The organism is Streptomyces sp. NPDC028419, assembly GCF_055565515.1.
Map to the genome: position 1 here is coordinate 226,378 of NZ_JBVHUE010000008.1, position 26,224 is coordinate 252,601.

Consider the following 26,224-nt stretch of genomic DNA (forward strand, 5'->3'; position numbering starts at 1 on the left):
GCGACGGGGGTCGTCAGAGGCGCGGGAGGAGGCGCCGGGTCTTCTCGCGGATCTCGGCGCGGTGCTCGCGCGGGGCCGCGGCGGTTGCCAGGGGAGCGGCCACTCGGGCCGTGGTCGCCGCGGTGCCCCAGAAGGGGACGACCCCGCGGGCGATGGGAGCGGCTATCTTGCGCTGCGTCCAGTCGAGCGCGTCGCCGAGGGGGCGGGGTCGGCGCTCGTGCACGAGGTCCGGGGGAGTCTCGCAACCGCCCTGCGGCACAAGCGTGTTGATGGAATCGGGTCCGGGTGTCGGTAGGTCGGGCTTGGCGAGGGGGTCGGTCTTCTGCGCACCGATGTAGTGGGTGGCCATGCGGACGCTGTTCGCCAGCCGGTACGCGTTGAGAACGGGGCTGGCAACGGCGCCGGGGATGGGGGAGGTGCCGAGCGCCAGCTTGTTGACGAGCTGCTTGGCCAGGACCAGCGGGTAGTCCAGGTACATCGCGTATCCCCAAGCGGTGTCCCAGGTGCTCTTGAAACCGTCGAAGGAACCCGGAGCGCCGACCTTCCCCTTGGTCCACGCCGAGTAGGGGCTGTCGACGAGCGTCTTGTCCGCGGCCAGCTCCTCCGGCCGCACCAGGAGCGCGCGTTGGGAGTAGTCGGCCGTCCCGGACTGCTCGTGGCTCTTGCGCGGGGTGTAGCCCAACTCCTTCGCCACCGAGGTCTCGTTCAACCGCCAGACGACGCGACGGGCGGCGGCCGTCTCGATGTTCTCCGCGTCCTTCCGGATCGGCGCGCATTCCAGCGCCTTGCGGGCCGCGGACTCGAAGGCCGGTATCCGGACGAAATCGTCGCGCTGGAGGAACGAGACGCCGGACGCGCCCAGCAGGGCGTGGCGCACCGCCGTCTTGCTGCCGAGCGCGATGGCCGCGCTGCGCGTGGTGGCGTACGTGCGGAAGGCGCCGGGGGTCATGGTGTGCGGAACCTCCACGGGGGTGTCGTCGTACGCACCGGCCAGCATGTGGGACGCGTGACACAGCAGGCTGGCCAGCATGACTTCCGGGGCCCACAGGAACGACCGCGAGACGCCGCCGATCTGCATCACCGTGGCGTAGGGGAGGGCGACGAGCGCGGCGCTGCCCCGGCCGTCGCGGGCGGCGGCGGGGTCGAGCGGCACGACGGACATCTCCCGGAGGTCGCGGCCGCCGCTGGCGATGACCACCCGGATGTCGGGGGCCGGGCGTACGAGCGCCTGGGGGTCGTACTCCTGGAACTCCTGGCCGGTGCCCGTGCGACCGTAGTCGTGGGAGACCGTACGCAGCTTCGGTAGGGTCGCGGCCAGTTCCTCACCGGTCGGGGATTCCCGCATCAGCGACAGCAGACGGCCCGCGTACGCGGTGAAGGACAAGCCGCCCGCCAGACGGCGTTCCTTGTCGGTTCCCCGGTGCTTGCGTAGCGTCTCGGCCAGGGGGATCAAGGTCTTCTCCAGCCCCTTGGTGGTGATCCACTGCCCGGGGGCGCCGGCATGGCGGCGCGCGAAGTACGTGTCCCCGGGGGCGTCGGCGGCGAGGAAGTCCGTCACGGGCGCGTCGGTGCAGGCGATGCCCGGCGCGAGCATGACCGCGTCGACGAAACGGGGCTCCGGCCGGCCCTCGCCCTGCTGCTGTTCACCCACGTAGAGCCGGCGGCGTCGGCCCGCCACGTCCGACGGCGGATTGGAGGGCGGCGGTGCGTTTCCGACGCAGTCTGGTGAGGGCATCGTGGCGCCTTCTGGGTGGGGTGGAGGGGACGGGGGCGAGCGGCAGTGGTTTCACCCTAGGGACGGCCCCGTGCCGGATCCAGCCAAGCCCTCACCTTGGGTTCCTATGGCGCAGGGGTGTCAACTTAGTGAAGCGACGATCGAGGGTGCGGGCCGGGCCCGGGCCCGGGCACGGGTGCTGGCCGCCGGTGCCGGTTGCCGGATAATCCGGAGAAACGATGGCGGGCTCCCGGATATCCTGCCTCGTCCTGTACCAGCCGCGGAGGTTCCCCAGCATGAGTAGCGCCACGCCGTCCTTTCCCGACCGGGTCGAGTTGACGGGGGAGGGCCTGGTCCTGCGTGACTGGACGGAGTCCGACCTGGCGGCGATGCCCGCGCTGTTCGACCACCCGGACATCGCCTACTGGACGCCGATCGTCTCCCCCTTCGACGACGAGGCCGCCCGGACCCGACTGGACCGGGCCCGCAAGCTCCGTACGGACGGTACGGCCATCCTGCTCGCCATCACCGTCGACGGGGGTGCACCGCTCGGCGAGGTGATGCTCAAGCGCGCCCCCGAGGGCACGGAACTCGGCTACGCGGTCGGCCCCGCCCACCGGGGCCAGGGCCTGGCCGCCCGTGCGGTGCGCGTGATGGCCGGCTACGCCTTCGAGGAACTGGGCGCGGAGCGGGTGATCCTGGAGCTGGAGGTCGAGAACGCCGCCAGCGTCGGCGTGGCCACCAGCGCCGGCTTCCGGGTCCTCGACGTGCCCTTGATCAAGGGGGAGGAGAAGGGCCGCCCGTACGTCCTGCAGACCTGGGGTTTCGACCGCCCCTGATGCCGAAGCCTCGCGCGCCCCCGCTCACCGGGGCGTGCGAGCCTTGGGCATGCCACATCGCCTGCGCTTCTTCTTCGAATACGGTGTCGACACCCCCCTGTGGCCCGACCCGTCGGTCGGGCCCGGCCTCGACAGCCCCTACGGATACCCCTGCGTGCTGGAGCGACTGCCCCTCACCGCGGTCCTGCGGGGCGAGCTCGGCCGGCTCGCCGAGCTGTACCAGTCCTCGCTCGACTGGGACGACCCGGCGGGCCCTTCCCCCTGGTCCGGCGAGCAGCACGCGTCGTTCCGGCGGGAGGCCGATGGCGCGCTGGAGGCGTTGCGCCGTGAGCTGGGCGGCGACTGGTCCGTCGAGGACCGGCGGGGCTGAGGGCTCACCCGCCCGCGCGGGCCGCCCGGACGCCGGGGGAGTTGCGCATGGTGGCGACGTAGAGGGCGGACGCCACGGTCATACCGACGGGCAGCGAGAGGTCCACGCCGCCCAGGAGCTGCGCCAACGGGCCCGTGTAGAGGGTGTCGACGCAGAGCGCCGCGCTCGCCACACCCGCCAAGAGGGCCAGCGCGCCCGCCCCGTTGACGCCGCCGGTGTACCAGAAGTCGCTCCGGCGGGTCTCGTCGCACAGGGCGGCGCCGTCGTAGCGGGCCCGGCGCAGCACGATGTCGGTGGCGTACACGGCCGTGAGGGGGCCGATCAGTACGACGATGAGCTGGAGGGCGTTGCTGACGGTGTCGAGCAGGTTCGACACGAGCAGTCCGTACAGGGTCAGCGCGACGGCGGCCGAGCCGTCGAAGAGGACGCTGACGGAGCGTCGGATGCGCAGGCCGACCGCTTGCAGGGCCAGGCCCGCGCTGTAGGCGGTGAGGGCGTTGAGGGCGATCGTGCCCAGGACCAGGGACAGGAGGAAGAAGGGGGCGAACCAGCCGGGCAGGAGCTCCTGGAGCGCGTTCTGCGGGTCGGTCATGTCGACCGCGGTGGCGGCGAGGGCGCCCAGCGAACAGACGACGATGCCCGGCAGGAAGCCGCCGAGGGCGGTCCAGCCCACGATGGCCCTGCGTGACGCGGTGCGCGGGAGGTAACGGGAGAAGTCCGCACTGGTCGTGTACGAGAGCGGGGCCGAGGCGACCAAGGTGGTGCCGGCGATGAGCGCGGCCCACAGGGCGGTGCCGGTGAGCGGCGTGGCGGGCCGGTAGGAGAAGTCGGCGTGTCGCACGACGCCGACGCTCACGCAGGCGAAGACGGCGGCGAGTACCAGGGTGATCGGCCGGTAGAGCTTCACGATCAGCGCGTGCCCGTAGACGCTGATGACCAAGGTGAGGGCGGCGATGCCCAGGACGATCGCGATCTGGACGCCCGTGCTCGCCGTGATCCCGGCCCGATCGGCGAGGGAGAACGCGGCGGTCGCGGCGGCGGCCAGATTGAGGGCGAAGTAGCAGACGGAGACGAGCCACCCCCCGATCGCGTTGTTGACCCGGTTGCCGAGGACGCCGTACAGCGCCCGCGTGATCACCTCGCTGGGGGTGCCCGAGGCCGGCCCCGAGACCGCGAGCAGCCCCGTCAGCAGCCAGAACAGATTGCCCACCACGATCGTGGCGACGGCCTGCCACAGGCTGAGTCCCATGAGGACGAGGGCGCCGCCGACGACCAGGCTGAGGTAGTTCACGTTCGCCGCGGCCCAGACGGTGAAGAGGTCGCGCGGTCGGCCGTGGCGTGCCGCGTCGGGGATGTGATCGATGCCGTGGGCCTCGATCCCGCCCGTGCGTTCCGGCGCGGCCCGCACCGCGCCGGAACTGCCGTGCGTACCGGGGCGGGGGTCGGGAACCGTGGACGCCATGAGGACCTCCGAGCGCTGGGCGTAGCCACCTGCTTGCTTATTGGTCGCACACTCAATAGCATCCCCGGTATGTCGTCAAGCGTTCAGCGCAAACGGATCCGGAAGTCCCCCGAGGCCCGGCGGGCGGAGATTGTCGATGCCGCCACGGCCGTGGCGCTGACCGAGGGACTGGAGTGCGTCACCCTGCGGCGGATCGCCGACGAACTGGCGGTCAGGCCGGGCCTGATCAGCCACTACTTCCCCTCGGTGGAGGACCTCGTCGCGGAGGCGTTCGGGAACGCGGCCGGCGCCGAACTGGACGCTCTACTGCCGGTCCAGGGGGTCGGCGGGGTCGAGGGGGAGGGGCCCACGCGGGAGTTGGCCCGGTTCCTCGCGCGCACCTCGGGGGACGCGTACGACGACATCAGCCGGCTCTGGATCAACGCACGCCACCTCAGCCGCTATCGGCCCGTGCTGTGCGCGCGCGTCAGCGAACAGGAGGCGGCCTGGCGCGGGAGGTTGGAGGCGTTGCTCCGCCGGGGGATCGAGCGGGGCGAGTTCCGTACCGAGGACCCGTACGCGACGACGATCCAGATCCTGGTCGTCCTCGACGGCCTCGGCGCCCACGCCAACACCGGCGCGCGCAACGACCGCCCCGACGCCGTGACCTGGATGGCGGTGACGACCGCGGAACGCGAACTCGGCCTGCCGAGCGGCGCGTTGCGCGCCGAGCGGGCCGCTGGGGCCGCGGGGGATGCGGGGGCCCGTACCGGCGGAGACGGATCGAACGACGCCGAGGCCCCCGACTCATCCGACTGACCCCCGCCCTTCCGGTCCCACCCCTCTCGATCCCCGCATCGCCCGATCGCCCTGGAGTCGCTGTGCGCACGACCCTCGTTCTGCTCTCCGCCCGCCTGCTCGACCCGGTCACCGGTGCCTTCCTGCCGGAGACGGCCCTGGCGGTCTGCGGTGGACGGATCGCCGCCCTCGGCGACGACCGTGAGATCCGTGCGCTGGCGGACTCCGCGACCACGGTGGTCGACCTCAAGGGGGCCGTGGTGACGCCGGGGCTCGTGGACGGTCACGTCCACCCCGTCTCCGGGGCCGAACTCACCCACGGGCTCGACCTGTCGGGCTGTCGCGACCTGGCGGACGTGCGCGAGGCGCTGGCGCGCGAGGCGCGGGGGCTGGAGCGCGGGCAATGGCTGTCCGGGTGGGGGCTCGACCCGAACGTCTTCGGCGACGTCCCCGTGGGGTCCGCTCCCTTCGACGCGGTGCTCGACGGCGTTCCCGCGTTCCTCCTCCTCTTCGACGCGCACTCGGCGCTCGCGAGCCGCCGCGCCCTGGAACTGGCCGGCGTGGACGGGCCGCGCACCTTCGACCAGGGGTCCGCCGAGGTCGTCTGCGACGAGCGCGGCCGGCCGACCGGATTGCTCTTGGAGGAGGCCGCCTGCGAGCTCGTCCAGCGCGTCGCCCCCCCGACCCACCCGGCAGGAACAACGGGACCGGCTCGCCGCGGCGCTGCGGTCCATGGCCGCGGCCGGGCTGACCGGCGGACACGTCATGGACGCCAACGGGACCAGCCTCGACCTCCTCGCCGAGCTCGATGCGGCGGACGAACTCCCGCTGCGCCTGCGGGTGGCGCCCTGGTGTCAGCCGGGCACCGACGCGGACGGGGTGCGCGCGCTCGTCGACCAGCAGGGCACGGGCGGTCGGCTGTGGCGCGTCGCCGGGATCAAGCTGTTCATGGACGGCACCATCGACAACGGCACCGCGTGGCTGGAGCGCCCGGACTGCCACGGCGAGTCCACGCACGCCTTCTGGCCCGATCCCGCCGTCTACACCGAAGTGATCGGAGCGTTCCACCGGGCCGGCGTGCCGACGGCCACGCACGCCATCGGCGACGCGGCCGTACGGCACGCACTCGACGCCGTCGAGAAGGCGCGCGCCGCGGGGATCACCGGGGGCGGCGGGGACGGCCGGGACAGTGGTATCCGGCACCGGATCGAGCACATCGAGACCGTTCCCGACGACACCCTGAACCGTTTCGCCGGGCTCGGCGTCCTCGCGTCCATGCAGCCCACCCACTGCTGTGACTTCACCCGCGCCGATCACACGGACAACTGGTCGCGCCGCCTCGGGGAGGAGCGGGCCGCACGCGCCTGGCGCTGCCGCGACCTGTGGGACTCGGGCGCCACCGTCGTGCTCGGTTCCGACTGGCCCATCGCCCCCTTCCCGCCCCTGGGCGTCATGGCGGGTGCCCGTCACCGGCGCCCGGCCCGTGACCTCAGCCAGCCCCCGCACGCCCCCGAACAGGCTCTGACGGGACGGGAGGCCCTCCAGGGCATGACGGTCAACGCCGCCCGTGCCGCGGGGGAGGAGCACGAGGCGGGCCGGCTCGCCGTCGGCCACCGCGCCGACCTCACCGTCCTCGGCGGAGACCCGCTCACCACCTCCGCGACGGACCTGCCCGACCTCCCCGTACTGCTCACCGTCCTCGACGGCCGACCGACCCACCGCCACCCCGGCTTGTAGCGGGGACCGCTGCCGCGCGGGGTGCGTCAGGTGGTGATGGTGGCCACGGGTTCGAGGCCGTACGTCCGCGCGTAGCCGTTCTCGGTGCCGACGAGGAGGTCGACGACCTCGAAGTAACGGTCCCAGAAAGGGGTTTCGCGCAGCGCGTCGACGAGGAGCTGGTAGGCGTGGTGGTCCTCGGCCTCCCACACCCAGACGTCGGTGACGCGCGCGGAGTAGAACTCGGTGTCGTAGAAGCGCGACCGGACGCCGGTGGTCTTGGCCTCGATGGCCGGGCGGACCTCGGTGGTGAAGGCGTCCATGCGTTCCTGGACGGTCAGGGCGAGCCACTCGGGCTTGGTCTTGACGAGCATGAACGCCGTGACGGGCGGTTCGGTCTTCTGATCGGGCATGGGGTTCCTCCGAATGCGACGAGAACGAGAACGAGAACGAGAACGAGAACGAGAACGAGAACGAGAGCGTGAGCGGGAGCGGGAACGCGAACGGGGTGCCGGTGTCAGGAGAGGACGGCGGGCACGAGGGTCCGGGTGCACCACTGCTCGAACGTCGTGGGGGAGGTGGTGTCCGGAGTGCGGGTCACGCCGGCGTCGAGGCCCTCGTCCTTAGCCCGCTTCATGTCGACCACGCCCTGGACGAACGCCTCGTTGAGGCCGTAGCCGATGAGGGCGGCGTGCATCTCGTCGAACGACTGGCGTTCGTATCGGACGGGACGGCCGAGCTGTTCGGTCGGGATGCGGGCGACGTCGTTGGGGGACAGGTCCCGCGGTCCGAGGACCGGGACGCTGCCGGTTCCGGTCCACGTACGGTCGAGCAGGAGCCGGGCGGCGGTCGCCGCGATGTCGGCGACGGCGACGAAGGGGGCCTTGCGGTCGGCGTCGGCGGAGTCGGTGAAGACGCCCTTCTCACGGATCGAGTCGGTTTCCTCCAGGAGGTTCTCGAAGAAGGACGGGTTGGCCAGGGCCCGGTAGGCGACCCCGGTGCCGGCGATGAGGTCGTCCATGGCGAGGGAGGCCGTGACGAGCCCGGCCCGCTCCGCGAGGCGGGTGCCGCGGCCGAGCGCCGAGACGCCGACGACCCGGCCTACGCGGTGGGCGACGAGCGCCTCGGCGGCGGGGCGGGTGAAGCCGCTGTAGCCCTCCTGCGGAGTCAGGGAGGAGTCCGGCGGGACGAGCCAGAAGACGGCGTCCGCACCCTCGAAGGCCCGGTCGAGGACCCCGGCGTCCGCGTGCGAGCCGGCGACGACCTCGACGCGGCCGCGCGCCGCGTCCGGGAGCCGGGCGGGGTCGCGCACGATCACGCGCAGTTCCTCGCCCGCGGCGGGGGCGGACTCCAGGAGCCCGGAGAGCAGGTGACGGCCGATGTTCCCGGTGGGAGCCGTGATGACGATCATGAAAACCTCGTGGATCTCGCGGGTGCGCCGGTCGTACGCCGGCCGTTCGGTACGTCCTCCATGCTGCTGAGGCGTCCGTGATGCCACAATGGGAACTTCGGCATGGAATCATTGACTGAAATGGAATAATGCTGGTGAGCAGCCCTGATAGCCCCCGTGGTGCCGGTGGCCCCGGCCGTTCCGGTAGCCCCGGTAACCCTGATCCGGTCATCGATGCCAACCTCGCCGTCGCGCTCGACGCCCTGCTGGCCGAGCACAGCGTGACCCGGGCCGCCGCACGTCTGCACACCTCGCCCGCCGCGATGAGCCGCACCCTCGCCCGGCTGCGCCGCGTCCTCCAGGACCCCCTGCTGGTCCGGGCCGGACAGGCCATGGTCCCCACCCCCCGCGCCCTGGCCCTGCGCGAGGAGGCCGCCGCGGTGGTGCGCGGCCTGGGCGCGCTGCTCAGTCCCGGCGCGAGCGTCGACCCCGCCGGCCTGCGCTGCACGTTCACCCTCCAGGCCGCCGACCTGGTCGGTGCGGCGCTGGCGCCGGGGCTGCTGCGCCTGGCCGAACGTGAGGCGCCGGGGGTCTCCTTCCGGATCATGGCCGAGGAGCTGGAGAACGGACCCGCGTTGCGCGACGGTCGGATCGACCTGGAGGTCGGGTCCATCGACCACGTGGACCCCGAGACGCGGACCGAGGAACTGGTCGCCCTGCGCATGATGGCGGCCGTCCGACCGGGCCATCCGCTCACCGAAGGTCCGCTGACCCCGGCCCGGCTGGCTGCCGCGCCCCACGTCGCGGTCAGTCGCCGCGGCCGGTTCACCGGGCCCCTCGACGCGGCCCTGGCCGAACGGGGCCTCCACCGGCGGGTCACCGTCGTCCTCCCCGGTCACCTGGCCGCGATGACCCTCGCCGCCCGCAGTGACCTCGTCTGCCTGGTCCCCGCCGCGCTTGCCGGCGCCGCCGACTCGCCGCTCACCCACGACGCCGGCGCCCTCGGGCTGCGCCTCCTGGACATCCCCCTGGACCTGCCGAACCTGACCATCGGCATGGCCTGGCACCCCCGGCACACCGCCGACGGAGCCCACCACTGGCTCCGCACGACCGTCCGCCGGGCCCTGTGCGCAGGCGCGTGAGCGAGGCGGACGTCCGGCCGTTATGACGGGTAACGGACGCATCGGTGATCGATACCGGTGCAATAAGGCAACTGCGTAGCGTTTGTGGCGCCTTGTCGGTCCGGAGCGCGGCGCCCTCGCCGGGTCCGGGGCCGCCGGGCACCACCAGAAACGTGACGACGGAAGGCTTTGATCCGTGCGAAAACTATTGGCCGTGGCCGCGGCGACGGGCGCGCTGCTGATGGCGGGGACCTCGAGCGTGTCGGCGGCGCCCGCCGAGGAGCCGTGGAGCCAGCCGTGGAACCAGACCATCGAGGGTGCTTCGGCCAAGGGCGTCATCACCAGCGAGCAGGTGGGGACCAAGCCGGAGGACGGGCGGTACCGCCTGACGGGCACCCTGACCGTCACCGACCCCAACCCGGAAGCCTGCTACTACGTCCAGGTCGGTTCGGAATGGATCGGCAAGCCCCGGCCGCCGCGTTGGTGGGGGACCTCCTCGGTGCGGCAGTGCGGTCCGGGGACCGTCGACGTCACCTCGGTCACGCAGGCGGGGGTGCAGGTCCGGGCGCGCATCGCCCGGGACACCGACAACGGTGACCTCGCGGCGTTCACCCAGATCACCGTGCCGACCGAGGTCAGGACCGGTGTCAGCGCCGTCAGCGCCGGGCCCCGGTACAGCCTGGCGCTGAAGAACGGCAAGACCACGGCGTGGGGCCAGAGCGACTACGGCCAGACCACCGTGCCGGCCGCCGCGAAGTCGGGCGTCACCGCGATCAGCGCCGGGCCGCAGCACGCGCTGGCCCTCAAGAACGGCGAGGTCCTCGCCTGGGGTGACAACGCGCGCAAGCAGCTCGCCGTGCCGGCCGCCGCGAAGTCGGGTGTCACCGCGATCGCCACCGGGTGGGCGCATTCGCTGGCCCTGAAGAACGGCAAGGTCATCGCCTGGGGCGAGAACAACGACGGCGCGGTCACCGTGCCCACCGAGGCCACGTCCGGAGTGAGCGCCATCGCGGTCGCCAACGGAACCAGCATGGCCCTCAAGAACGGCAAGGTCATCGTCTGGAGCGACGAGGAACTGCTGCGGGCGGTCCCCGCCGAGGCCACTTCCGGCGTCACCGCCATCGCGGCGGGCCCGGGTCACCTCCTGGCCCTCAAGGGCGGCAAGGTCATCGTCTGGGGCTACGGGGGAGAGCACCTGACGGTGCCGGCCGCCGCGCAGACGGGCGTCACCGCCATCTTCGCCTCCGAGCGGTGCAGCTTCGCCCTCAAGAACGGCGAAGTCACCGGCTGGGGCACCTGGCCCCACCTGTGCGACGCACCGGCGGCCAAGACGGGCGTCAGCGGGATGTCCGCGGGTGGCGAGCACAACCTGGTCCTCAAGGACGGCAAGCTCTACGACTGGGGCCACCTGTTCAAGTAGCACCTGGGCGACCCGGCGCGCGGCACGGCCTCGACACCGTGCCGCGCCCCGGCGCCCCGTCCGGGCGAGGCCAGGGCGGGTCAACACGCCCTAGCGGTCGCGCCAGTTGACGAAGGACGCCTCGCCTCCCAGGACCACGCTGATCTTCTGCTGCCGGAACTCCTCGTCGCCCAGCAGGCCGCGCAGGAACCCGGCCATGCCGACGGGGTGCAGCTGGAACTCGGGGTGGGTGTGCCGCCCGCAGATCAGGACCGGCCACCGGTCCGGGTCGGCGTCCGTGGTGTCCCAGCAGTAGATGTCGGCGCCCGACGTGACGGCCCACGCCACGATGGACGCGGGATCCACCTCGAAGTCGGCCTCGTCGCCGCACATGTCCCACATCTCGCGGACGAGCTCCGTCTCGTCCCGCAGGCCCGGGCCCTGCCGGTACGGCCACCCGTCGGCCCGCTCCGAGGGCAGCAGGACGTCGATCGCGTCCTGGACGACCCCGGCCCCGTACACCTCCATGAATCGGACGTAGTCCGAGGGGAACCGCTTCCCCCAGGCCTCTTCGACCTCGTCCCAGCGGATCCGCTCGTCCACCCCGCCCGCCACCGGTATCAGTGCGGCGAGCGCCGCCACCGCGTCCGTTCCGTGCATGTCCTGCCCTTCGTCCACCACCCGCACCGCGCGGGGCGCCGCGTACGGGCCCAACCTACGGAATCCGGCGGCGCGGCGCGTCACCGGCCCGTCGGGAAGTGGGGCGGGAGGTCGAAGCCGACCTCGGCGCCGCCGTCCGGGGCCGCGGCGGCGAAGACGGTGCCGTCGTCGGCGCTCACGAGGTCGTGGACGATCGCGAGCCCGAGGCCCGAACCCGGCACCGCCTGGGTGCGCGGACCGCGGTAGAAGCGGTCGAAGACGGCGGCCCGCTCGCCCGGCGCGATGCCGGGACCGCGGTCGCGCACGAACAGCCGGGCGCCCTCGACGTGGACGGTGACGGCCGTGTCCTCGGGGCTGAACTTCAGCGCGTTGCTCAGGAGGTTGTCGACGCAGCGGCGCACCGCCCGCGGGCGGGCGCGTACGGGGACGGGGCCGCGGGTGGTGACCGTGATGGTCCGGCCCGTGCGCTGCCGGTGGCGGTGCGCGGCGTCCTCGGCCGCGGCGGGCAGGTCGACCTCGGCCGGCTCCTCCTCGGTGGAGCGGTCCGTGGCCAGGTCGACGAGCTCGCGGACCAACGTGTCGAGCGCGGCCGCCTCGGTGACCAGCGTGGTGAGGATCTGTTCCTCGTCCTCGGGGGCGAGTCGGCCGCGCCCCCGTTGGAGCAGTTCCGCGCTGCCGCGCACCGAGGTCAGCGGGGTGCGCAGCTCGTGGCTGGCGTCCTGGACCAGCCGCTGCTGCTGGTCGCGGGAGCGGCGCAGGGCGGCGAGCATGCTGGTGAAGCTGCGGGTCAGCTGGCCGATCTCGTCCCGGCCGGCCGGCGGGAGCGGGGTGGTGAGGTCCTGGGTGGTGGTGATGTCCCGGGTCACCCGGGCCAGGCGGCGCACGGGGCGCAGGATGCGGTCCAGGGCCAGCCAGCTCAGCAACGCCGACAGGGCGGTGGCGGCGACGGTCGTCCAGGGGACCCGCCACAGGAAGGCGTGGTCGATGCGCTCGGCGCCCGCGTAGTGCTGGGCGACCATGACGGCGCCGCCACCGGGCAGCGACGCGGTCAGGACGCCGTACTCCGCACCGTCGACGGTGATGTCCTCGCGGGCGGAGGCCCGCGCGCCCCGGGCCACGGCCAGGGCCGACTCCGGAACGGGCAGCGCCGCGCGTGCGGGGTCCAGCGGGCGCACGGCGCCCGCGGCGCTCAGGACCTGCTCGGTGGTGTCCGGCCGGACCGGGGGCGTACGGTCGACGCCCAGCAGGGCCACGGCCGTCACGGCACGCTCGTCGAGCGCGCGGTCGAACTGCTCGGCCACGACGTCGCTGACGCCCCGGTACGACAGGGTGGCCGCGAGCGTCATGGCGAGCGCGGCCGCCGCGATGACGACCAGGGTGATCTTGGCGCGCAACATCAGGCGGCTCGGACGGTGTAGCCGACGTTGCGCACGGTGTGGATCAGCCGTGGCGCGCCGTCCTGCTCGGTCTTGCGGCGCAGGTAGCCGACGTAGACGTCGAGGGAACGCGAGGTGGTGTCGAAGTCGTAGCCCCAGATGCGCTCGTAGATCTGGGTGCGGGTGAGGACCGAACCCTGGTGGTGCAGCAGCAGTTCCAGCACGTCGAATTCGGTCTTCGTCAGGTCCAGGGGCCGGGCACCCCGGTGCGCCTGCCGCGCACCGGGGTCGAGGGTGAGGTCCGCGAGCGCCAACACGTCGCTCTCCGCCGCGTCCTGCGGGTCCGTACGGCGCAGCAGTGCGCGGATGCGGGCCAGGAGCTCCTCCGTGGCGAAGGGCTTGGACAGGTAGTCGTCGGCGCCCGCGTCCAGACCGGCGACCCGGTCCCCGATCTGGTGACGTGCCGTCAGGACGAGTACGGGCAGCCGGTCGCCGCGGCGTCGCAGCATCCGGCACAGCGCCAGACCGTCGAGGCCGGGCATGACCACGTCCACCACCGCGAGGTCGGGGGACTCCCGTTCGAGCACGGCGAGGGCTTCGAGCCCGTCGGACGCGAGCAGGACGCGGTACCCCTCGAAGCGCAGGAGCTGGTCCAACGTGCTGCGCACGCCGGGGTCGTCCTCGACGACCAGCACCGTACGACGGTTCTCGTTCACCTCAGTCATGTGATCATCTTCGCCGTTGGCGGGGGTGGTCACGACGTCGGCCCTCAGCGGCCTACGGGAGTGACGGCGATGGGCGCGATGGCCCCGAAGCAGGAGGTGTCGCCGGGGGCGCCGGTGCGGATGAAGCGGGTGGTGACGCCGGTGACGCAACCGCCGGCCTCCAACTCGGGCACGTGCCCGACGTTGGGCACGGAGAAGAAGGTGCTGTCGCGGAACTTCGCCGCGGCCAGCCGGCCGTTGGCGTCGGGGGTGTTGGCGTCCAGGTCACCGGAGAGCACCAGCACCGGGACGTCGGGCAGGCGCAGTTCGGTGGGCTGCGGGCGGCCGGTGTTCTCGCGCGGCCAGGAGATGCACACGTCCCCGCCGTCGGTGGGTCCCTCGGTGAACCCCTGGCCGCTGAAGGCGCCGAAGCCGCCCTGACCGGCGCCCGCGAGGGCCTTGCGGTACTGCTGCCACCGCACGGGCAGCGGGGCGTCCGTGGCCCACGCCTTGCGGTAGTCGTTGCATACCACGGCGATGTACGGGGCCTGGTCCTGCGAGCTGCCCGAGGAACCCTCCTCCTGTACCAGGCGACGCAGCGGCTCCGTGTCGCCCTTGGCGAAGCGGTCCAGGGCCCACGGGGCGCTGCCGAGGAGGGAGGGCTCCGCCGGGGCCGTTCCCACGCCCCGGCTCGCGGCCTCGAACATGAGCTGGGCGAGCTTGCCCTCGGTGAACCGCTCGCGGTACGTCTTGCCCTCGGCGACGATCGGCACGGTGAGGGGGCGCTCCCGCAGCCGCGCGGCCGTGGTGGCGAGGTCCCGGACGGCCTTGTCGCCGTCGCACGCCTTCGGCACGGAGCGTTCGCACACCCGGCGCAGTGCCAGGGAGACGGCCTGTGCGCTCGGCCGCACGAGGGGGTCGAAGTCGTGCGGGTAGGCCCCGGAGAGCACCATGTCGCGCACGTTCTCGGGGTGCCTGCTTGCGTACACCGGCATCAGGTAGGTGCCGTACGAAAGGCCGTAGAGGGTGAGTTGGCGCACTCCCAGGCGCGCCCGGACGGCGTCGATGTCGTCGGCGGTGGCCGCGGTGGTGTAGCCCTGGGCGCGCGGGCCGAGGGCGCGGGCGCAGCGCGCGACGGCGTCGCGCTGCTGCTGTCGGGTGCCGAAGCGGTACTCGGCGTCGGTGACCCCGCAGGGGATCCGCTCGGACGCGCCCGTGCCCCGCGGGTCGACGAGCAGCAGGTCGTGGTCGTCGAGGACCCCCTCCAACCCCGCCGCGAACTCGGCGGCCTTGCCGATGGCCACCTCGCCGGGGCCGCCGGGGTTGACCGCGACGGTCCCCTTCGCGGCGCCCTGGCCCCGGTGACGCACGACCGCGTAACTCACGCCGATCGTGCCGAGTTCCGGCTTGCCCGCCACCAGCGGGCGCCGCAGCGAGCCGCAGTCCACCTGGTGTCCCGCCACGGTGGGGCACCACTTCGGGACGCTCCCGGCCGGATCGGCGGCGCTCGCCGCCGGCACGGCCGAGAGCAACAACGCCATCGTGCCCACGGCGAGTACCGTCCGCCGCGCCCCGCTCGTGTACGTGCTCATGCCCGCTCCTTCGTTTCCCCACCGCGTCCTGCGGTGTGGAAACGACCTTGCCCGGCCCGTGACAGGGCCGGGCAAGAGCAACGGCAAAGGCGTGCAAGAAGCGCGCCCGGTGTCGGTGGGCGCGGTGGCGTTCAGTCGCCGGCGACGAGGAGTTCGCCCACGTGTTCGCCGAGCACGGCCCGGGCGGGGGCGGGCATGCCCGCGTCGGTCACGAACCAGTCGGCCCGGTCGAGCGCCGCGAAACCGCTGAGCCCGACCACCCCCCACTTGCTGTGATCGGCCACCACGGCGACCCGCCGTGCGCAGGCGACCAGTGCCCGGTTGGTCTGGGCCTCCATGAGGTTGGGGGTGGTCAGCCCGGCCTCCTCGGTCACCCCGTGCGCGCCGAGGACGAGCAGGTCGACGTGGAGCGAGGCGATCACCAGGTCGGCCAGCGGGCCGACGAGTGCGGCCGAGGGGGTGGGGGAGCCGCCGGTGAGCAGCAGGGTGGGGGCCGGGGCCCCGCCGCCCCGGCCGGCGGACCGCACGAGGTCGGCCACCGGGAGGGAGTTGGTGACGACGGTGAGCCGCGGGACGCCGAGCAGTCGGGCGGCCACGGCGTGGGCGGTGGTGCCGCCGGAGACCGCCACCACGCTGCCCGGCTCCACCAGCGCCGCGGCCGCGTCCGCGATGGCGGCCTTCGCCGCCCCCTCCAGATCGGACTTGGCGTCGAAGCCGGGCTCGTGCCCGCTGGCCCCCGTGGTGGCGACCGCCCCGCCGTGCACCTTCTCCACGGCCCCGTCGCGGGCCAGGGCTTCCAGGTCCCGGCGGACCGTCATGTCCGAGACGCCGAGCCGCTCGACCAGCTCCGCCACCCGTACCGTGCCGTCGCGCCGGACCGCTTCGAGGATCAACGCGCGTCGCTGGTGGGCCAGTTGCGCAGCCTGCTCGGCCACGGGGTCACTCCCGGCTATCAGGGGAATCCGGTCGGAAAGCAACAACATAGCATGGGATTGTTGTTCGGTCCTGTGGGAATTGCCTCGCCAGTCTGTTGATTTACTTTGAGATCTGTTTAGTCTTGGCAGGTGAAGAAGACCCTCGCGAAACTCGCGGACGGCCGCGAACTGATCTACTTCGACACCGACGAAGGCGCCGTGCGCGATGCGCCCGACCTGCGCCCCTTGGACCGGGTGCGCAGCCGACCGCAGGTGCGGCGGGACGAGGCGACCGGTGACTGGATCACCATCGCCTCCCACCGGCAGGACCGCACCTACCACCCGCCCGCGGGCGAATGTCCCCTGTGCCCCTCCCGGGACGGCCGGCTGACCGAGATCCCCGCCGCCGACTACGAGGTGGCCGTCTTCGAGAACCGCTTCCCCTCCCTGGCGGGCGAGGTCGGACGCTGCGAGGTGGTGTGCTTCACCCCGGAGCACGGGGCCGGTTTCGCCGACCTCACCCCGCGCGCCGCCCGGCTGGTCCTGGACGCGTGGACCGACCGGACCGCCGAACTCGCGGCCCTCCCGGGCGTCGAGCAGGTGTACTGCTTCGAGAACCGGGGGGTCGAGATCGGGGTGACGCTCGCCCACCCGCACGGCCAGATCTACGCCTTCCCCTTCGTCACCCCGCGCACCGCCAAGATGACGGCCGCCGCGGCCGCGCACCGCGCCGCCACCGGACGCAACCTCTTCGAGGACCTGCTGGCGGACGCCCGCACGGCCACGGACCGGGTGGTGACGGCCGGGGAGCACTGGACCGCCTTCGTGCCCTACGCCGCGCGCTGGCCGTACGAGGTCCGCCTCTACCCGCACCGCCGCGTCCCCGACCTGACCCGCCTGAGCGAGGCCGAACGGGCCGAGTTCCCGGAGCTCTACCTGGACCTGCTGCGCCGCTTCGACCGGCTGTTCCCCGTGCCGGGGCGGCCGGAGGGGCCGGGCCCCACCCCGTACATCTCGGCCTGGCACCAGGCCCCCCGCACCCACGGGGAGGAACTGGCCCTGCACCTGGAGCTGTTCACCGTGCGGCGCACGCCCGACAAGCTCAAGTTCCTCGCCGGGACGGAGTCCGGGACGGAAGCCTTCATCAACGACGTGGCCCCCGAGACGGCCGCACGACGACTGCGGGAGGCCCTGGCGTGAAGCCGAGCGCACAGCGGGACGACGACCCCCGGACCGACGACCACCAGCCCGACGACCATCAGCCCGACGATCACCGCGCCGACGGTGTCGCGGACGCCTTCGCGCGGCTCTTCGACGGCCCCCCGGACGGGATCTGGGCGGCGCCGGGGCGGGTGAACCTCATCGGTGAACACACCGACTACAACGACGGGTTCGCCCTGCCCATGGCCCTCCCGCAGAACACCCAGCTCGCCGCGCGCGCCCGCACGGACGGGCGGCTGCGGATGCACAGCGCGCAGGGCGACGGCCGGATCACCGACGTGCCCTTGGCCGCACTGGCCCCCGGCGCGGTGACCGGCTGGGCCGCCTACCCGGCCGGTGTGGTCTGGGCCCTCGCCGAGGCGGGCCACCCGGTCGGGGGAGCGGACCTCCACTTCGACAGCACGGTGCCCACCGGCGCGGGCCTGTCCTCCTCGGCCGCCCTGGAGTGCGCGGTCGCCGTCGCCTACGACGCGCTGTACGGGCTGGGCCTGAGCGGGCCCGAGGCGGCCCGGATCGCGCAGCGGGCGGAGAACGCCTTCGCCGGCGTGCCCTGCGGGATCATGGACCAGATGGCCTCGACGTGCTGCACCGCCGAGGCGGCCCTCCACCTCGACGCCCGCACCCCGCAGGACCACCGGCAGGTGCCCCTCGACCTCCGGGGCCGGGGGCTGTGCCTGCTGGTGATCGACACCCGGGTCTCCCACGACCTCGGCGACGGGGCGTACGCCGCCCTGCGCGCCGGCTGCGAACGCGCGGCCGCCCTGCTCGGGCTGCCCGCCCTGCGCGACCTGGACCCCGCGGAGCTGCCGCGGGCCCTGGCGGCCCTGCCGCCGGAACTCGCGCCGTTGGTGCGCCACGTGGTGACCGAGAACGCCCGGGTCGAGGAGGCGGTCGCCCGGCTCCGGGAGGGCGAGGTCGCGGCCCTCGGCCCGATCCTCACCGCGGGCCACGCCTCGCTCCGCGACGACTACCGGGTCTCGTGCGCGGAGACCGACCTGGCCGTGACCGCGGCACTGGCCGCCGGCGCGCTCGGCGCCCGGATGACGGGCGGGGGCTTCGGCGGCTCCGTCATCGCGCTGGTGGAGCGGGCGCGGCAGGACGCGGTGGGCCGCTCCGTCACGACCGCCTTCGCCGCGGCCGGCCACCGCCCCCCGCGCCTCTTCCCCGCCACCCCGTCCCCCGGCGCCCGCCGCCTCACACCGAAGCCCGCCTGAGGGCCCGCTCGGCCGCCCCGCCGCCAGGCGCTCCGAAGCGGGCCAGGTAGTGCCAGACCTTCTTGAGCGACTGGGGGTCGTGCCGGCCCGTGCGGGCCGCTTCCCCGATGCTCCGGGGGTCGAGGACGCCGTCGACCGCGAGCCGCGCGGCGAGGTCGACGTACTCCCGCCCGCGGTAGTCGGGGTGGCGGCGCAGCTCCTCGACGGGGAGCCGGAAGCCGGGGTGCCACTCCACGGGGCAGCCGAGCCGCAGCGCCGCGGCCTCGACGGCCGTGCCGCGGTAGCAGGGGTCCAGGACCAGTGCCTCCGCGTGATGGCGCGGCAGGACGGGTCCGTGCACCTGTGCCTCGACGTAGTCGTCGAGCTCGTCCTGACGATCGGCGAGGGCGAGCTCGATCAGCCCCATGCGGCCCGCGACACCGAAGTCCGAAGGCTCCAGGAAGCTGTCCGGGTAGCAGAAGGTGCTCCGCTCCAGGGCTTCGGAGGCCAACCGGAAGTGGGCCGAGCCGAACCGGGGCGCCCCACCGACGGGTTTGCGACGGAAGTTCAACGCGCCGTAGACGGGCCGCTCGTCGGCGTTCGCGTCGTCGTACGCGCCGCCGAAGATCCGGCTCTCCCAGCGCCACCGGTCACCGCCCGGACGCGCGGTCAGCCCGCCGTTGCTGGTCCCCGTGACGAACTGCGAGCGGTAGCCGCCGTCCTCGGCCATGGCGTCCAGGATCGGCTCGCCGCGCAGCAGGCGGTCCGGGTGGAAGTTGAGGGTCACCCGCAGCGTCGGGTCCATCGCGGGGCCCGACGCCAGGTCCGAGACGTGTCGAAGGGCGCGTTCGCGCGCGGTCGGGGAGGGTGCGGAGCTCATCGGCACAGTGTTCCCCACCGTGATCAATCGGCGCGCGCGGATTCTCCCGCGACAGCCCCTCCCGCGGCTCGTTCCAGGGTTTCCAGCACGGTGTCGCGGAACAGCCCCACCTTGTAGCCCGTTCGCGGCAGCGGGCGGCAGCGGCCGAGGACCGCCGAGGCCGCCGAGGCGAGGACCGCGGGGGTGGCCTCCCGGCCGATCAGGGACGCCTCCACCTCCGTCAGCCGCAGCGGTACGCGCGCCACCCCGCCCGCGGCGACGGCCGCGTGCGTCACGGTGGAGCCGTCGAAGGCGAGCCGGACCGAGGCCTCTACCAGGGGCCATTCGGCGTACGCCCGGCTCGTGGACCGGTGGTGGGCGGCGCGTTCGCCGGGCAGCGGCGCGGGCAGCCGCACCGCCGTCAAGACGCGGTCCGGCGCCAGCAGGTGGTCGCCGCGGTGGAGCGCGTCGCCGTCGCCGTACAAGTCGGCCACGGCGCGCGGTGATTCGCCGTGGACCTCGGCGTGGGCGTCGTAGGTGAGCAGGGCCATCGCCAGGGTGGACGGGTGCGGGGCGACGCAGGGACCGTCGCCGCTGACCACGCCGAAGTGGTGGTCGCCCGCCCGCGCGGGACAGTCGGTCCCGCCCTTCTGGAGGCAGCTGACGTGCGGATTGCGGTAGTACCAACACCGGTTGCGCTGCAGCAGGTTGCCGCCCAGGGTGCCGGCGGCGCGGATCTGCGGGGTCGCCGCCGCCCCCGCCGCCAGGGCGATGCCGGGCCAGCCGTCGCGCAGCTGTGGATCGGCGGCCAGCGCGGCGAGGGTGGTCAGGGCGCCGATCCGCAGTCCACCGCCGGGCAGGGGGGTGCACCCGCGCAGGTGCTCCGCGCCGGCCAGGTCGGTGAAGGGCCCGGACGCGATCCCGCTGCGCTGCCGGGCGGTGGTGTCGGTGCCACCCGCGCGGAACTCGCCGCCACGGGCCAGGACGGCGGAGGAGAGGTCGGCCAGGGCGGGCTCGGTGCTGCTCATGTGCCCAGTCCTTCCAGGAGCCGGTCGGGGCGGATGGGCATGTCGTACGGGCGCCAACCGGTCGCGTCGTGGACCGCGTTGGCCAGGGACGCCGCCGTCGGCAGGGTGGCGATCTCGCCGAGACCGACGCCCCCGCCCGGCACGTGATCGAAGCCCTCCTGATGGAAGTGGACGGTGATCTCGGGGGTGTCGCCGATCCCGGGGACGCGGTAGTCCTCCAGGTTCTCGGTCACCACCCGGCCGGTCACCGGGTCGGTCCGCCGCTCCTCGTAGAAGGCGTAACCGACCCCCTGGATGACCGCGCCCTCGCACTGGCTGCGGGCGAGCCGCTCCTCGTGGATGCGGCCGGCGGCGATGCCGCTCCACACGCGCAGCGGACGGATCCGACCGAGCCGCGTGTCCACCTCGACCTCGGACACCTGCACCGACCCGGTGAAGCCGCGCCCGATCGCCACGCCGCCCAGGGGGAAGGGGGTCACGAAGCCCCTGCGGTCGCGGGGGCGCCGGCCGACCACTCGCAGGCCGTGCGCCGCGTCGAGCCGCGCGCCGACGTCACCGCCGCCGAGCGCGTCGCGCAGCCGGGCCGCGGCGTCCGCGGCGGCGGGCACCAGGGACGGCGTGGTGCGGCTGCCGCCGGAGGTCGGCCCGTGGACGGTGTCGCTGTGGCCGATCTCGGCGCGCACCCGGGCCTCCGGCACGCCGAGGCCCGCGGCGACGGCCCGGAGCAGTACGCTCCGCGACCCCGTGCCCATGTCCTGTACGGCGCAGCGGGCGACGACCGTGCCGTCCTCGACGGTGAGCTCGACCTCGGTGACGGGATCGAGGAAGTACAGCCAGTTGGCCGCCGCGACGCCGACGCCGCGGCGGAACCGCCCGCCGCCGCCCCGGGGCCCCGACCAGACGGGCAGAGCCGCCGCCCAGTCGTACAGGGCGTGCCGCTTGGGGTTGCCGTCCCAACGCCGGCGCAGGGCGATCGGGTCCTGGCCGAGCCGGTGGGCCATCTCGTCGACGGCCTGCTCCAGGGCCCAGCACATCGTGGGTCCGCCCGGCCCGCGGAACGGGGCGCCCGGCGCCCGGTGGGTGACCGTGTCGAAGTCGCGCAACCTGCGCGGGGCCTTCCCGTACACGAACCGGGCCAGCGCCGCGACGGTCCCGCCCACCGCGACCCCGCCGTCGTTGTCCGCGTCCATGACCAGCGCGCTCAGCCGGCCGTCGGTGTCCGCGGCCATCGCCAACCGGATCTGGGTGCCGGGCCGGTACCCACCGTCCACCAGCTCCTCGTCCCTGTCCAGGACCACCCGCACCGGAGCCCCGTGCAGCCGCGCCAGCTCCACCGCGGCGACCACGTCGGAGGTCAGCCCCATCTTGCAACCGAAGCCGCCACCGACGTGGACGGCCCGCGCCACCACCCGGTCGACGGGTACGCCGAAACGCTCGGCGGCCAGCTCGGCCACGCGCTTCACCGACTGCGTGGACACCTCCAGGTGGAGGGCGCCGTCGATCCATTGGGCCAGGGCGGCGTGCGGTTCGAGCGGCGTGTGCGTCTGCGCGGAGGTGGTGAACACCCCCTCCACCAGTCGCTCGGGGCCGCGCTCCCGGGCGGCGAGGACGCGGCGCACGGCCGTGGCGGGGCGACTGTTCATGGCGGAGGGGCCGCGCAGGTTGCCGCGCCAGCGCGCGGGCACCAGTTGGGGCGCCTCGCCGGACCCCGGCGCCCGCTTGCGCGCCGCCTTGTCCGCGTAGACCAACGGGCCCTCGCCGGCCCGCGCCTGGCGCACGTCCAGGGCGGCGGGCAGCACCTCGTAGTCCACCCGCACCCGCGCCGCGGCCGCCCGCGCGGCGGCCCGGTCCGGCCCCGCGACCGCGGCCACGGGCTGTCCCACGTAGCGCACCACGCCGTCGGGCGGCAGCAGCGACACCAGTGGGTCCTCGCCGGCCTCCAGGGAGCGCACGTGCGCGTGCGCGTGCGGCGAGCGGATGATCACGCCCTCCAGCAGCCCTTCGGGGCGGTGGTCCGTGGTGTACCGGGCCGAGCCGTCGATCTTCTCGGGCGCCTCGGCGCGCGCGACGGCCGGTGCTTCCCCGTCGGCCGGCGCCGCGTCGTGGTCACCCGCGCAGGCCGCGGCCACCGCCGCGAAGATCCCCTCGTAGGCGCCGCACCGGCACAGGTGGCCCGACAGGGCCTCCGCGATCTCCTCCCGCCCCGGACGGCCGCGGCCGTGCGCGGCCCGCCACCGGTCGCAGAAGGCCGCGGCCTCGACCACGAACCCCGGGGTGCAGTAGCCGCACTGGAGCGCGTCCGCCGCGGCGAACGCACGCGTCACCGGATGGCCGGACAAGCCCTCCACCGTCGTCACCCGCCGGCCGGACAACAGGACAGCCGGTGTCAGGCAGGACACCCGGGGCTCGCCGTCGACCTGGATCGTGCAGGCCCCGCACACCCCGCCCCCGCAGACCAGCTTCGTACCGGTCAGGCCCAGCCGGTCGCGCACCACCTCCACGGCCGCCGGGTCGTCTTCCACGTCCACCGTGTGCCGGGCGCCATTGACCTCGAACTCCAAGGGACCCACTCCTCGGCCGGGGGCGGCGGTCGACTCCCGCGCTCGTGTACCCGTTCCTTGATATCCCGCTATCGGGGTCGGCGCAGGTCGGCGCAGCCCGGTCGGGGCGAGAGCGGGGGAGCGCGGATGCGGAGGGGGGGCGGCGAGAAGCGCTCGCCGGCTCCGGCCGACGGCAAAAGAAAAAGGCAAGGAGACCTCTCCTCGCCACTATCAAGATATAGCGCACAGGGGGGCTTGCGGCAAGGCCCCCGGCACGGCGCAGAATCGTCGACCTGGGCCACAACCTGCGCGAACGAGGGGCACGAAGGCATGGAGAACGCGATCACCGAGCAGTACGTGTACGGACTTCGGGAGGTGGACGGGACACGGCTCGCGGTCGTCGGCGGGAAGGGCGCGCACCTGGGCGCCCTGGCGCGGATCGAAGGCGTCGTGGTGCCGGACGGCTTCTGCGTGACCACGCACGCCTTCCAACGGGTCATGGCGTCGCAGCCGTCGGTCGAGGAACAGCTGGACCGGCTGGCGCGACTGGACCCGGACGACCAGGAGGCGGCCCGCACGCTCGGCGCGCGGATCCGCCGGACCATCGAGGAGAGCGCCGTCCCGGCCGACGTCGCGGCCGAGATCACCCGTGCGCTCGGGCGGTACGGAGAGCGGGCCGCCTACGCCGTCCGGTCCAGCGCGACCGCGGAGGACCTGCCGACGGCCTCCTTCGCGGGCCAGCAGGACACGTACCTGAACGTCGTGGGACCCGAGGAGGTCCTGCGCCACGTCAGCCGCTGCTGGGCCTCGCTCTACACCGACCGGGCCGTGGCCTACCGCCGGCGGGCCGGCATCGACCACCGCACGGTCCGGATGGCCGTGGTCGTGCAGCGGATGGTGCTCCCGGACGCGGCCGGCATCCTCTTCACGGCCGACCCGGTCACGGGCGACCGGAAGGTCGCCACCGTGGACGCGGGCTTCGGCCTCGGCGAGTCCCTGGTCTCCGGCCTGGTGAACCCCGACGTCTACAAGGTGCGGGGCGACGAGGTCGTCGCCAAGGCGGTCGCCGTCAAGAAGCGGGCCCTGCGGGCGCTCGCGGGTGGCGGCACGCAGGACGTGGCGATCGAGCCGCGGCGGGCGGAGCAGCCGGCGCTGACGGACGCCCAGGTCGTGCGGCTGGTGCGGCTCGGACGACGGATCGAAGCGCACTTCGGCGCTCCGCAGGACATCGAGTGGTGCCTGGCGGATGACGGGTTCCAGATCGTCCAGAGCCGCCCGATCACGACGCTGTTCCCCGTACCGGTACCCGCGCCCGCTTCCGTCCCCGCCGCCGGGACCGGTGGGCAGGCCGCCGAGGAGAACCGCGTCTACGTCTCCGTCGGGCACGCCCAGATGATGACCGACCCCATGCGGCCGCTGGGGTACTCGATGTGGCAGCTGACGGCCATGGTGGCGATGCACCAGGCCGGTGGGCGACTGTTCGTCGACGTGACCCGGCGCCTCGCATCGCCCACGAGCCGCGAGGGCCTCCTGGACGCCCTGGGCAAGGGCGATCCGCTGATGCGGGACGCCCTGGAGACCGTACTGGGACGCGAGGACTTCGTCCCGTCCCTGCCGGACGCGGTGCCCGCCGGGCCGCCGGCCGGCGGCCCGCCCACCCCGATCGAGACCGATCCGGCCGTGGTCACGCGGCTGATCGAGCGCAGCCGGGACTCCGTCGCCGCGCTGGCCCGCGACATCCAGGCCAAGAGCGGACCGGAGCTGTTCGACTTCCTGCTGGAGGCGTTCGAGGAGCACAAGCGGGTCCTCAGCGACCCGCTGAGCATCCAGGCGATCATGGCCGGGATGGAGGCCACCTGGTGGCTGACGGACCGGCTCCAGGAATGGCTCGGCGAGAAGAACGCGGCCGACACGCTCACGCTCTCCGCGCCCGGCAACGTCACCTCGGAGATGGGCCTGGAGCTGCTCGACCTCGCGGACGTGATCCGCCCGCACCCCGAGGTGGTGGCGTTCCTCCAGGGCGCCGAGGACGAGGACTTCGCGGACGGGCCGGTCGTCCTGGACGGGCTCCGGGGCGGGGCCGAAGCGCGCGCCGCACTGGAGGCCTACCTCGACCGGTACGGCATGCGCTGCGTCGGCGAGATCGACATCACCCGGCCGCGGTGGAGCGAGCGCCCCGGCACGCTCGTGCCCGCGATCCTCGACAACGTCCGGAACTTCGCGCCGGGCGCCGCCGAACGGCGCTTCGAGGAAGGCCTGCAGAAGGCGCGGGAGAAGGAACGGGACGTGCTCACCCGGCTGCGGGCCCTGCCCGACGGGGAGCACAAGGCCGCCGAGGTCAAGCGGGCCATCGACCGGCTCCGGACCTTCATCGGCTACCGGGAGTACCCGAAGTACGGCATCATCAGCCGGTATTTCCTGTACAAGCAGGCCCTGTTGGCGGAGGCCGACCGCCTCGTGCGGGCCGGCGTGCTCGCCGAGCGGGAGGACGCCTTCTACCTCACCTTCCAGGAACTCCACGAGGTCGTGCGCACGCACCGGGTGCCGGAGGGGCTCGTCCAGCAGCGCAGGGAAGCCTTCCGCGCGCACCACGCGCTCACTCCGCCCCGCGTCCTGACCTCGGACGGCGAGGCCCTCAGCGGGGCGTACCGGCGCGACGACGCACCGGCCGGCGCCCTGATCGGAATCGCGGTCTCCGCGGGGACCGTCGAAGGCCGGGCCCGCGTCATCCTGGACATGGCGGACGCCGATCTCGAAGCCGACGACATCCTGGTCACGCCCTTCACGGACCCCAGCTGGTCCCCGCTGTTCGTCGGGATCGCGGGGCTCGTGACGGAAGTGGGAGGACTGATGACCCACGGCGCGGTGATCGCCCGGGAGTACGGACTGCCGGCCGTCGTCGGCGTGGAGGGGGCCACCCGGCGCATCCGGGACGGCCAGCGGATCCGCGTACACGGAACCGAGGGCTACGTCGAGATCCTCGCCTGAGGGCGCGCCCGGCCCACACGGCGGGGGTCCGCCGCGCCCAGGGAGCGGCTCGTTCCCCCTGCCCGGCGAGCCGGACGCCCACGGGCAGCCCGGTGGCGGGGTCGCTCTCCAGCGGGACGGACATCGCGGGGGTGCCGCGTAGGGGTCCCCGGCCTCGGGGCCGTGGACGAGGTCGAGGAGCGCGGCGCTGTCGCGCACCGACCGGCGAGCATCGTGGACGCGGGCGAGCTGCTCGTGCGGATCGTCGAGGCCCCCGTGGACCGGCACGCGAAGCCCTAGGTCCTGGGGGGGGGGGGGGGGGGGGGGCCGGAGGGGGGGGGGGGGGCCGGAGACAAAAAACCGGGACGAAAGTACCCGAGAG

At 73.7% G+C, this 26,224-nt stretch carries 20 protein-coding genes and 1 pseudogene; 9 read left to right on the plus strand and 12 right to left on the minus strand.

Annotated elements, in window-relative coordinates:
- Positions 1–13: 13 nt before the first annotated feature.
- The gene (locus ACZ4UB_RS12645) at positions 14–1,735 is read right to left on the minus strand and encodes a hypothetical protein (protein WP_468070130.1); all 1,722 of its coding nucleotides are present in this window, start codon (positions 1,733–1,735) and stop codon (positions 14–16) included.
- A 275-nt stretch (positions 1,736–2,010) separates the two neighbouring features.
- Between ACZ4UB_RS12645 and ACZ4UB_RS12650 the strand changes: the two genes are divergently transcribed.
- Both ACZ4UB_RS12650 and ACZ4UB_RS12655 read left to right on the plus strand, forming a co-directional pair.
- Complete coding sequence (locus tag ACZ4UB_RS12650; protein ID WP_468070131.1) at positions 2,011–2,553, plus strand: GNAT family N-acetyltransferase; 543 nt, start codon at positions 2,011–2,013, stop codon at positions 2,551–2,553.
- Positions 2,554–2,602: 49 nt separating this feature from the next.
- Positions 2,603–2,923, plus strand: a complete 321-nt coding sequence (locus ACZ4UB_RS12655) for a hypothetical protein (RefSeq protein WP_468070132.1) — start codon at positions 2,603–2,605, stop codon at positions 2,921–2,923.
- A 4-nt stretch (positions 2,924–2,927) separates the two neighbouring features.
- Here the strand turns inward: ACZ4UB_RS12655 and ACZ4UB_RS12660 are convergent, their stop codons facing one another.
- Positions 2,928–4,385: a purine-cytosine permease family protein gene (locus tag ACZ4UB_RS12660; protein WP_468070133.1), complete on the minus strand. Its 1,458-nt coding sequence runs from the start codon at positions 4,383–4,385 to the stop codon at positions 2,928–2,930.
- 69 nt (positions 4,386–4,454) lie between these two features.
- On the opposite strand from ACZ4UB_RS12660, the gene ACZ4UB_RS12665 reads away from it, so the two are divergent.
- Positions 4,455–5,183 carry a TetR/AcrR family transcriptional regulator gene (locus ACZ4UB_RS12665; protein WP_468070134.1) on the plus strand — a complete coding sequence of 243 codons (729 nt, stop codon included), beginning with the start codon at positions 4,455–4,457 and terminating at the stop codon, positions 5,181–5,183.
- 62 nt (positions 5,184–5,245) lie between these two features.
- A pseudogene (locus tag ACZ4UB_RS12670) lies at positions 5,246–6,899 on the plus strand (amidohydrolase).
- Positions 6,900–6,925: 26 nt separating this feature from the next.
- Here ACZ4UB_RS12670 and ACZ4UB_RS12675 read toward each other — a convergent pair.
- Together ACZ4UB_RS12675 and ACZ4UB_RS12680 are read right to left on the minus strand one after the other, a co-directional pair.
- The gene (locus tag ACZ4UB_RS12675; protein ID WP_468070135.1) at positions 6,926–7,291 is read right to left on the minus strand and encodes a darcynin family protein; all 366 of its coding nucleotides are present in this window, start codon (positions 7,289–7,291) and stop codon (positions 6,926–6,928) included.
- Between the two features lie 104 nt (positions 7,292–7,395).
- Complete coding sequence (locus ACZ4UB_RS12680; RefSeq protein ID WP_468070136.1) at positions 7,396–8,289, minus strand: NAD(P)H-binding protein; 894 nt, start codon at positions 8,287–8,289, stop codon at positions 7,396–7,398.
- Between the two features lie 209 nt (positions 8,290–8,498).
- Between ACZ4UB_RS12680 and ACZ4UB_RS12685 the strand changes: the two genes are divergently transcribed.
- Positions 8,499–9,410 (plus strand): LysR family transcriptional regulator, encoded by a 912-nt coding sequence (locus tag ACZ4UB_RS12685; protein WP_468070163.1) that lies wholly within the window; start codon positions 8,499–8,501, stop codon positions 9,408–9,410.
- A gap of 175 nt (positions 9,411–9,585) precedes the next feature.
- The gene (locus ACZ4UB_RS12690) at positions 9,586–10,809 is read left to right on the plus strand and encodes an RCC1 domain-containing protein (RefSeq protein ID WP_468070137.1); all 1,224 of its coding nucleotides are present in this window, start codon (positions 9,586–9,588) and stop codon (positions 10,807–10,809) included.
- A gap of 90 nt (positions 10,810–10,899) precedes the next feature.
- Here the strand turns inward: ACZ4UB_RS12690 and ACZ4UB_RS12695 are convergent, their stop codons facing one another.
- The 5 genes from ACZ4UB_RS12695 to ACZ4UB_RS12715 all read right to left on the minus strand — a co-directional run bounded on the left by ACZ4UB_RS12695 (position 10,900) and on the right by ACZ4UB_RS12715 (position 16,055).
- Positions 10,900–11,466, minus strand: a complete 567-nt coding sequence (locus ACZ4UB_RS12695) for an SMI1/KNR4 family protein (RefSeq protein ID WP_468070138.1) — start codon at positions 11,464–11,466, stop codon at positions 10,900–10,902.
- 62 nt (positions 11,467–11,528) lie between these two features.
- The gene (locus ACZ4UB_RS12700) at positions 11,529–12,845 is read right to left on the minus strand and encodes a HAMP domain-containing sensor histidine kinase (RefSeq protein ID WP_468070139.1); all 1,317 of its coding nucleotides are present in this window, start codon (positions 12,843–12,845) and stop codon (positions 11,529–11,531) included.
- Positions 12,845–13,549 carry a response regulator transcription factor gene (locus ACZ4UB_RS12705; protein ID WP_468070140.1) on the minus strand — a complete coding sequence of 235 codons (705 nt, stop codon included), beginning with the start codon at positions 13,547–13,549 and terminating at the stop codon, positions 12,845–12,847. The genes ACZ4UB_RS12700 and ACZ4UB_RS12705 overlap by 1 nt, the downstream gene beginning before the upstream one ends.
- Before the next feature lie 44 nt (positions 13,550–13,593).
- Positions 13,594–15,120 (minus strand): alpha/beta fold hydrolase, encoded by a 1,527-nt coding sequence (locus ACZ4UB_RS12710; RefSeq protein ID WP_468070141.1) that lies wholly within the window; start codon positions 15,118–15,120, stop codon positions 13,594–13,596.
- A gap of 131 nt (positions 15,121–15,251) precedes the next feature.
- A complete protein-coding gene (locus ACZ4UB_RS12715; RefSeq protein WP_468070142.1) occupies positions 15,252–16,055 on the minus strand; it encodes a DeoR/GlpR family DNA-binding transcription regulator in 804 nt (267 codons plus the stop codon).
- 129 nt (positions 16,056–16,184) lie between these two features.
- On the opposite strand from ACZ4UB_RS12715, the gene galT reads away from it, so the two are divergent.
- Together galT and galK are read left to right on the plus strand one after the other, a co-directional pair.
- The gene (gene galT / locus ACZ4UB_RS12720; RefSeq protein ID WP_468070143.1) at positions 16,185–17,234 is read left to right on the plus strand and encodes a galactose-1-phosphate uridylyltransferase; all 1,050 of its coding nucleotides are present in this window, start codon (positions 16,185–16,187) and stop codon (positions 17,232–17,234) included.
- Positions 17,231–18,469 carry a galactokinase gene (gene galK, locus ACZ4UB_RS12725; protein WP_468070144.1) on the plus strand — a complete coding sequence of 413 codons (1,239 nt, stop codon included), beginning with the start codon at positions 17,231–17,233 and terminating at the stop codon, positions 18,467–18,469. Before galT ends, galK begins: the two co-directional genes overlap by 4 nt.
- On the opposite strand, the gene ACZ4UB_RS12730 is transcribed toward galK, so the two are convergent.
- Genes ACZ4UB_RS12730 through ACZ4UB_RS12740 form a run of 3 tightly spaced genes read right to left on the minus strand, consistent with a single transcriptional unit; the run spans position 18,450 to position 22,896 of the window.
- Complete coding sequence (locus ACZ4UB_RS12730) at positions 18,450–19,328, minus strand: DUF3626 domain-containing protein (protein ID WP_468070145.1); 879 nt, start codon at positions 19,326–19,328, stop codon at positions 18,450–18,452. The genes galK and ACZ4UB_RS12730 overlap by 20 nt on opposite strands.
- A 23-nt stretch (positions 19,329–19,351) precedes the next feature.
- Positions 19,352–20,335, minus strand: a complete 984-nt coding sequence (locus ACZ4UB_RS12735; RefSeq protein ID WP_468070146.1) for an FAD binding domain-containing protein — start codon at positions 20,333–20,335, stop codon at positions 19,352–19,354.
- A complete protein-coding gene (locus tag ACZ4UB_RS12740) occupies positions 20,332–22,896 on the minus strand; it encodes a molybdopterin-dependent oxidoreductase (RefSeq protein WP_468070147.1) in 2,565 nt (854 codons plus the stop codon). Before ACZ4UB_RS12740 ends, ACZ4UB_RS12735 begins: the two co-directional genes overlap by 4 nt.
- A gap of 309 nt (positions 22,897–23,205) precedes the next feature.
- Here ACZ4UB_RS12740 and rph point away from each other — a divergent pair, with 309 nt between their 5' ends.
- A complete protein-coding gene (rph, locus tag ACZ4UB_RS12745; protein ID WP_468070148.1) occupies positions 23,206–25,863 on the plus strand; it encodes a rifamycin-inactivating phosphotransferase in 2,658 nt (885 codons plus the stop codon).
- Positions 25,864–26,224 lie beyond the last annotated feature (361 nt).

Coding starts and splice junctions, on each gene's coding strand:
- ACZ4UB_RS12645 (WP_468070130.1), bottom strand. CDS start 1,735: ATGCCCTCACCAGACTGCGTCGGAAACGCACCGCCGCCCTCCAATCCG.
- ACZ4UB_RS12650 (WP_468070131.1), top strand. CDS start 2,011: ATGAGTAGCGCCACGCCGTCCTTTCCCGACCGGGTCGAGTTGACGGGG.
- ACZ4UB_RS12655 (WP_468070132.1), top strand. CDS start 2,603: ATGCCACATCGCCTGCGCTTCTTCTTCGAATACGGTGTCGACACCCCC.
- ACZ4UB_RS12660 (WP_468070133.1), bottom strand. CDS start 4,385: ATGGCGTCCACGGTTCCCGACCCCCGCCCCGGTACGCACGGCAGTTCC.
- ACZ4UB_RS12665 (WP_468070134.1), top strand. CDS start 4,455: ATGTCGTCAAGCGTTCAGCGCAAACGGATCCGGAAGTCCCCCGAGGCC.
- ACZ4UB_RS12675 (WP_468070135.1), bottom strand. CDS start 7,291: ATGCCCGATCAGAAGACCGAACCGCCCGTCACGGCGTTCATGCTCGTC.
- ACZ4UB_RS12680 (WP_468070136.1), bottom strand. CDS start 8,289: ATGATCGTCATCACGGCTCCCACCGGGAACATCGGCCGTCACCTGCTC.
- ACZ4UB_RS12700 (WP_468070139.1), bottom strand. CDS start 12,845: ATGTTGCGCGCCAAGATCACCCTGGTCGTCATCGCGGCGGCCGCGCTC.
- ACZ4UB_RS12705 (WP_468070140.1), bottom strand. CDS start 13,549: ATGACTGAGGTGAACGAGAACCGTCGTACGGTGCTGGTCGTCGAGGAC.
- ACZ4UB_RS12710 (WP_468070141.1), bottom strand. CDS start 15,120: ATGAGCACGTACACGAGCGGGGCGCGGCGGACGGTACTCGCCGTGGGC.
- ACZ4UB_RS12730 (WP_468070145.1), bottom strand. CDS start 19,328: ATGAGCTCCGCACCCTCCCCGACCGCGCGCGAACGCGCCCTTCGACAC.
- ACZ4UB_RS12735 (WP_468070146.1), bottom strand. CDS start 20,335: ATGAGCAGCACCGAGCCCGCCCTGGCCGACCTCTCCTCCGCCGTCCTG.
- rph (WP_468070148.1), top strand. CDS start 23,206: ATGGAGAACGCGATCACCGAGCAGTACGTGTACGGACTTCGGGAGGTG.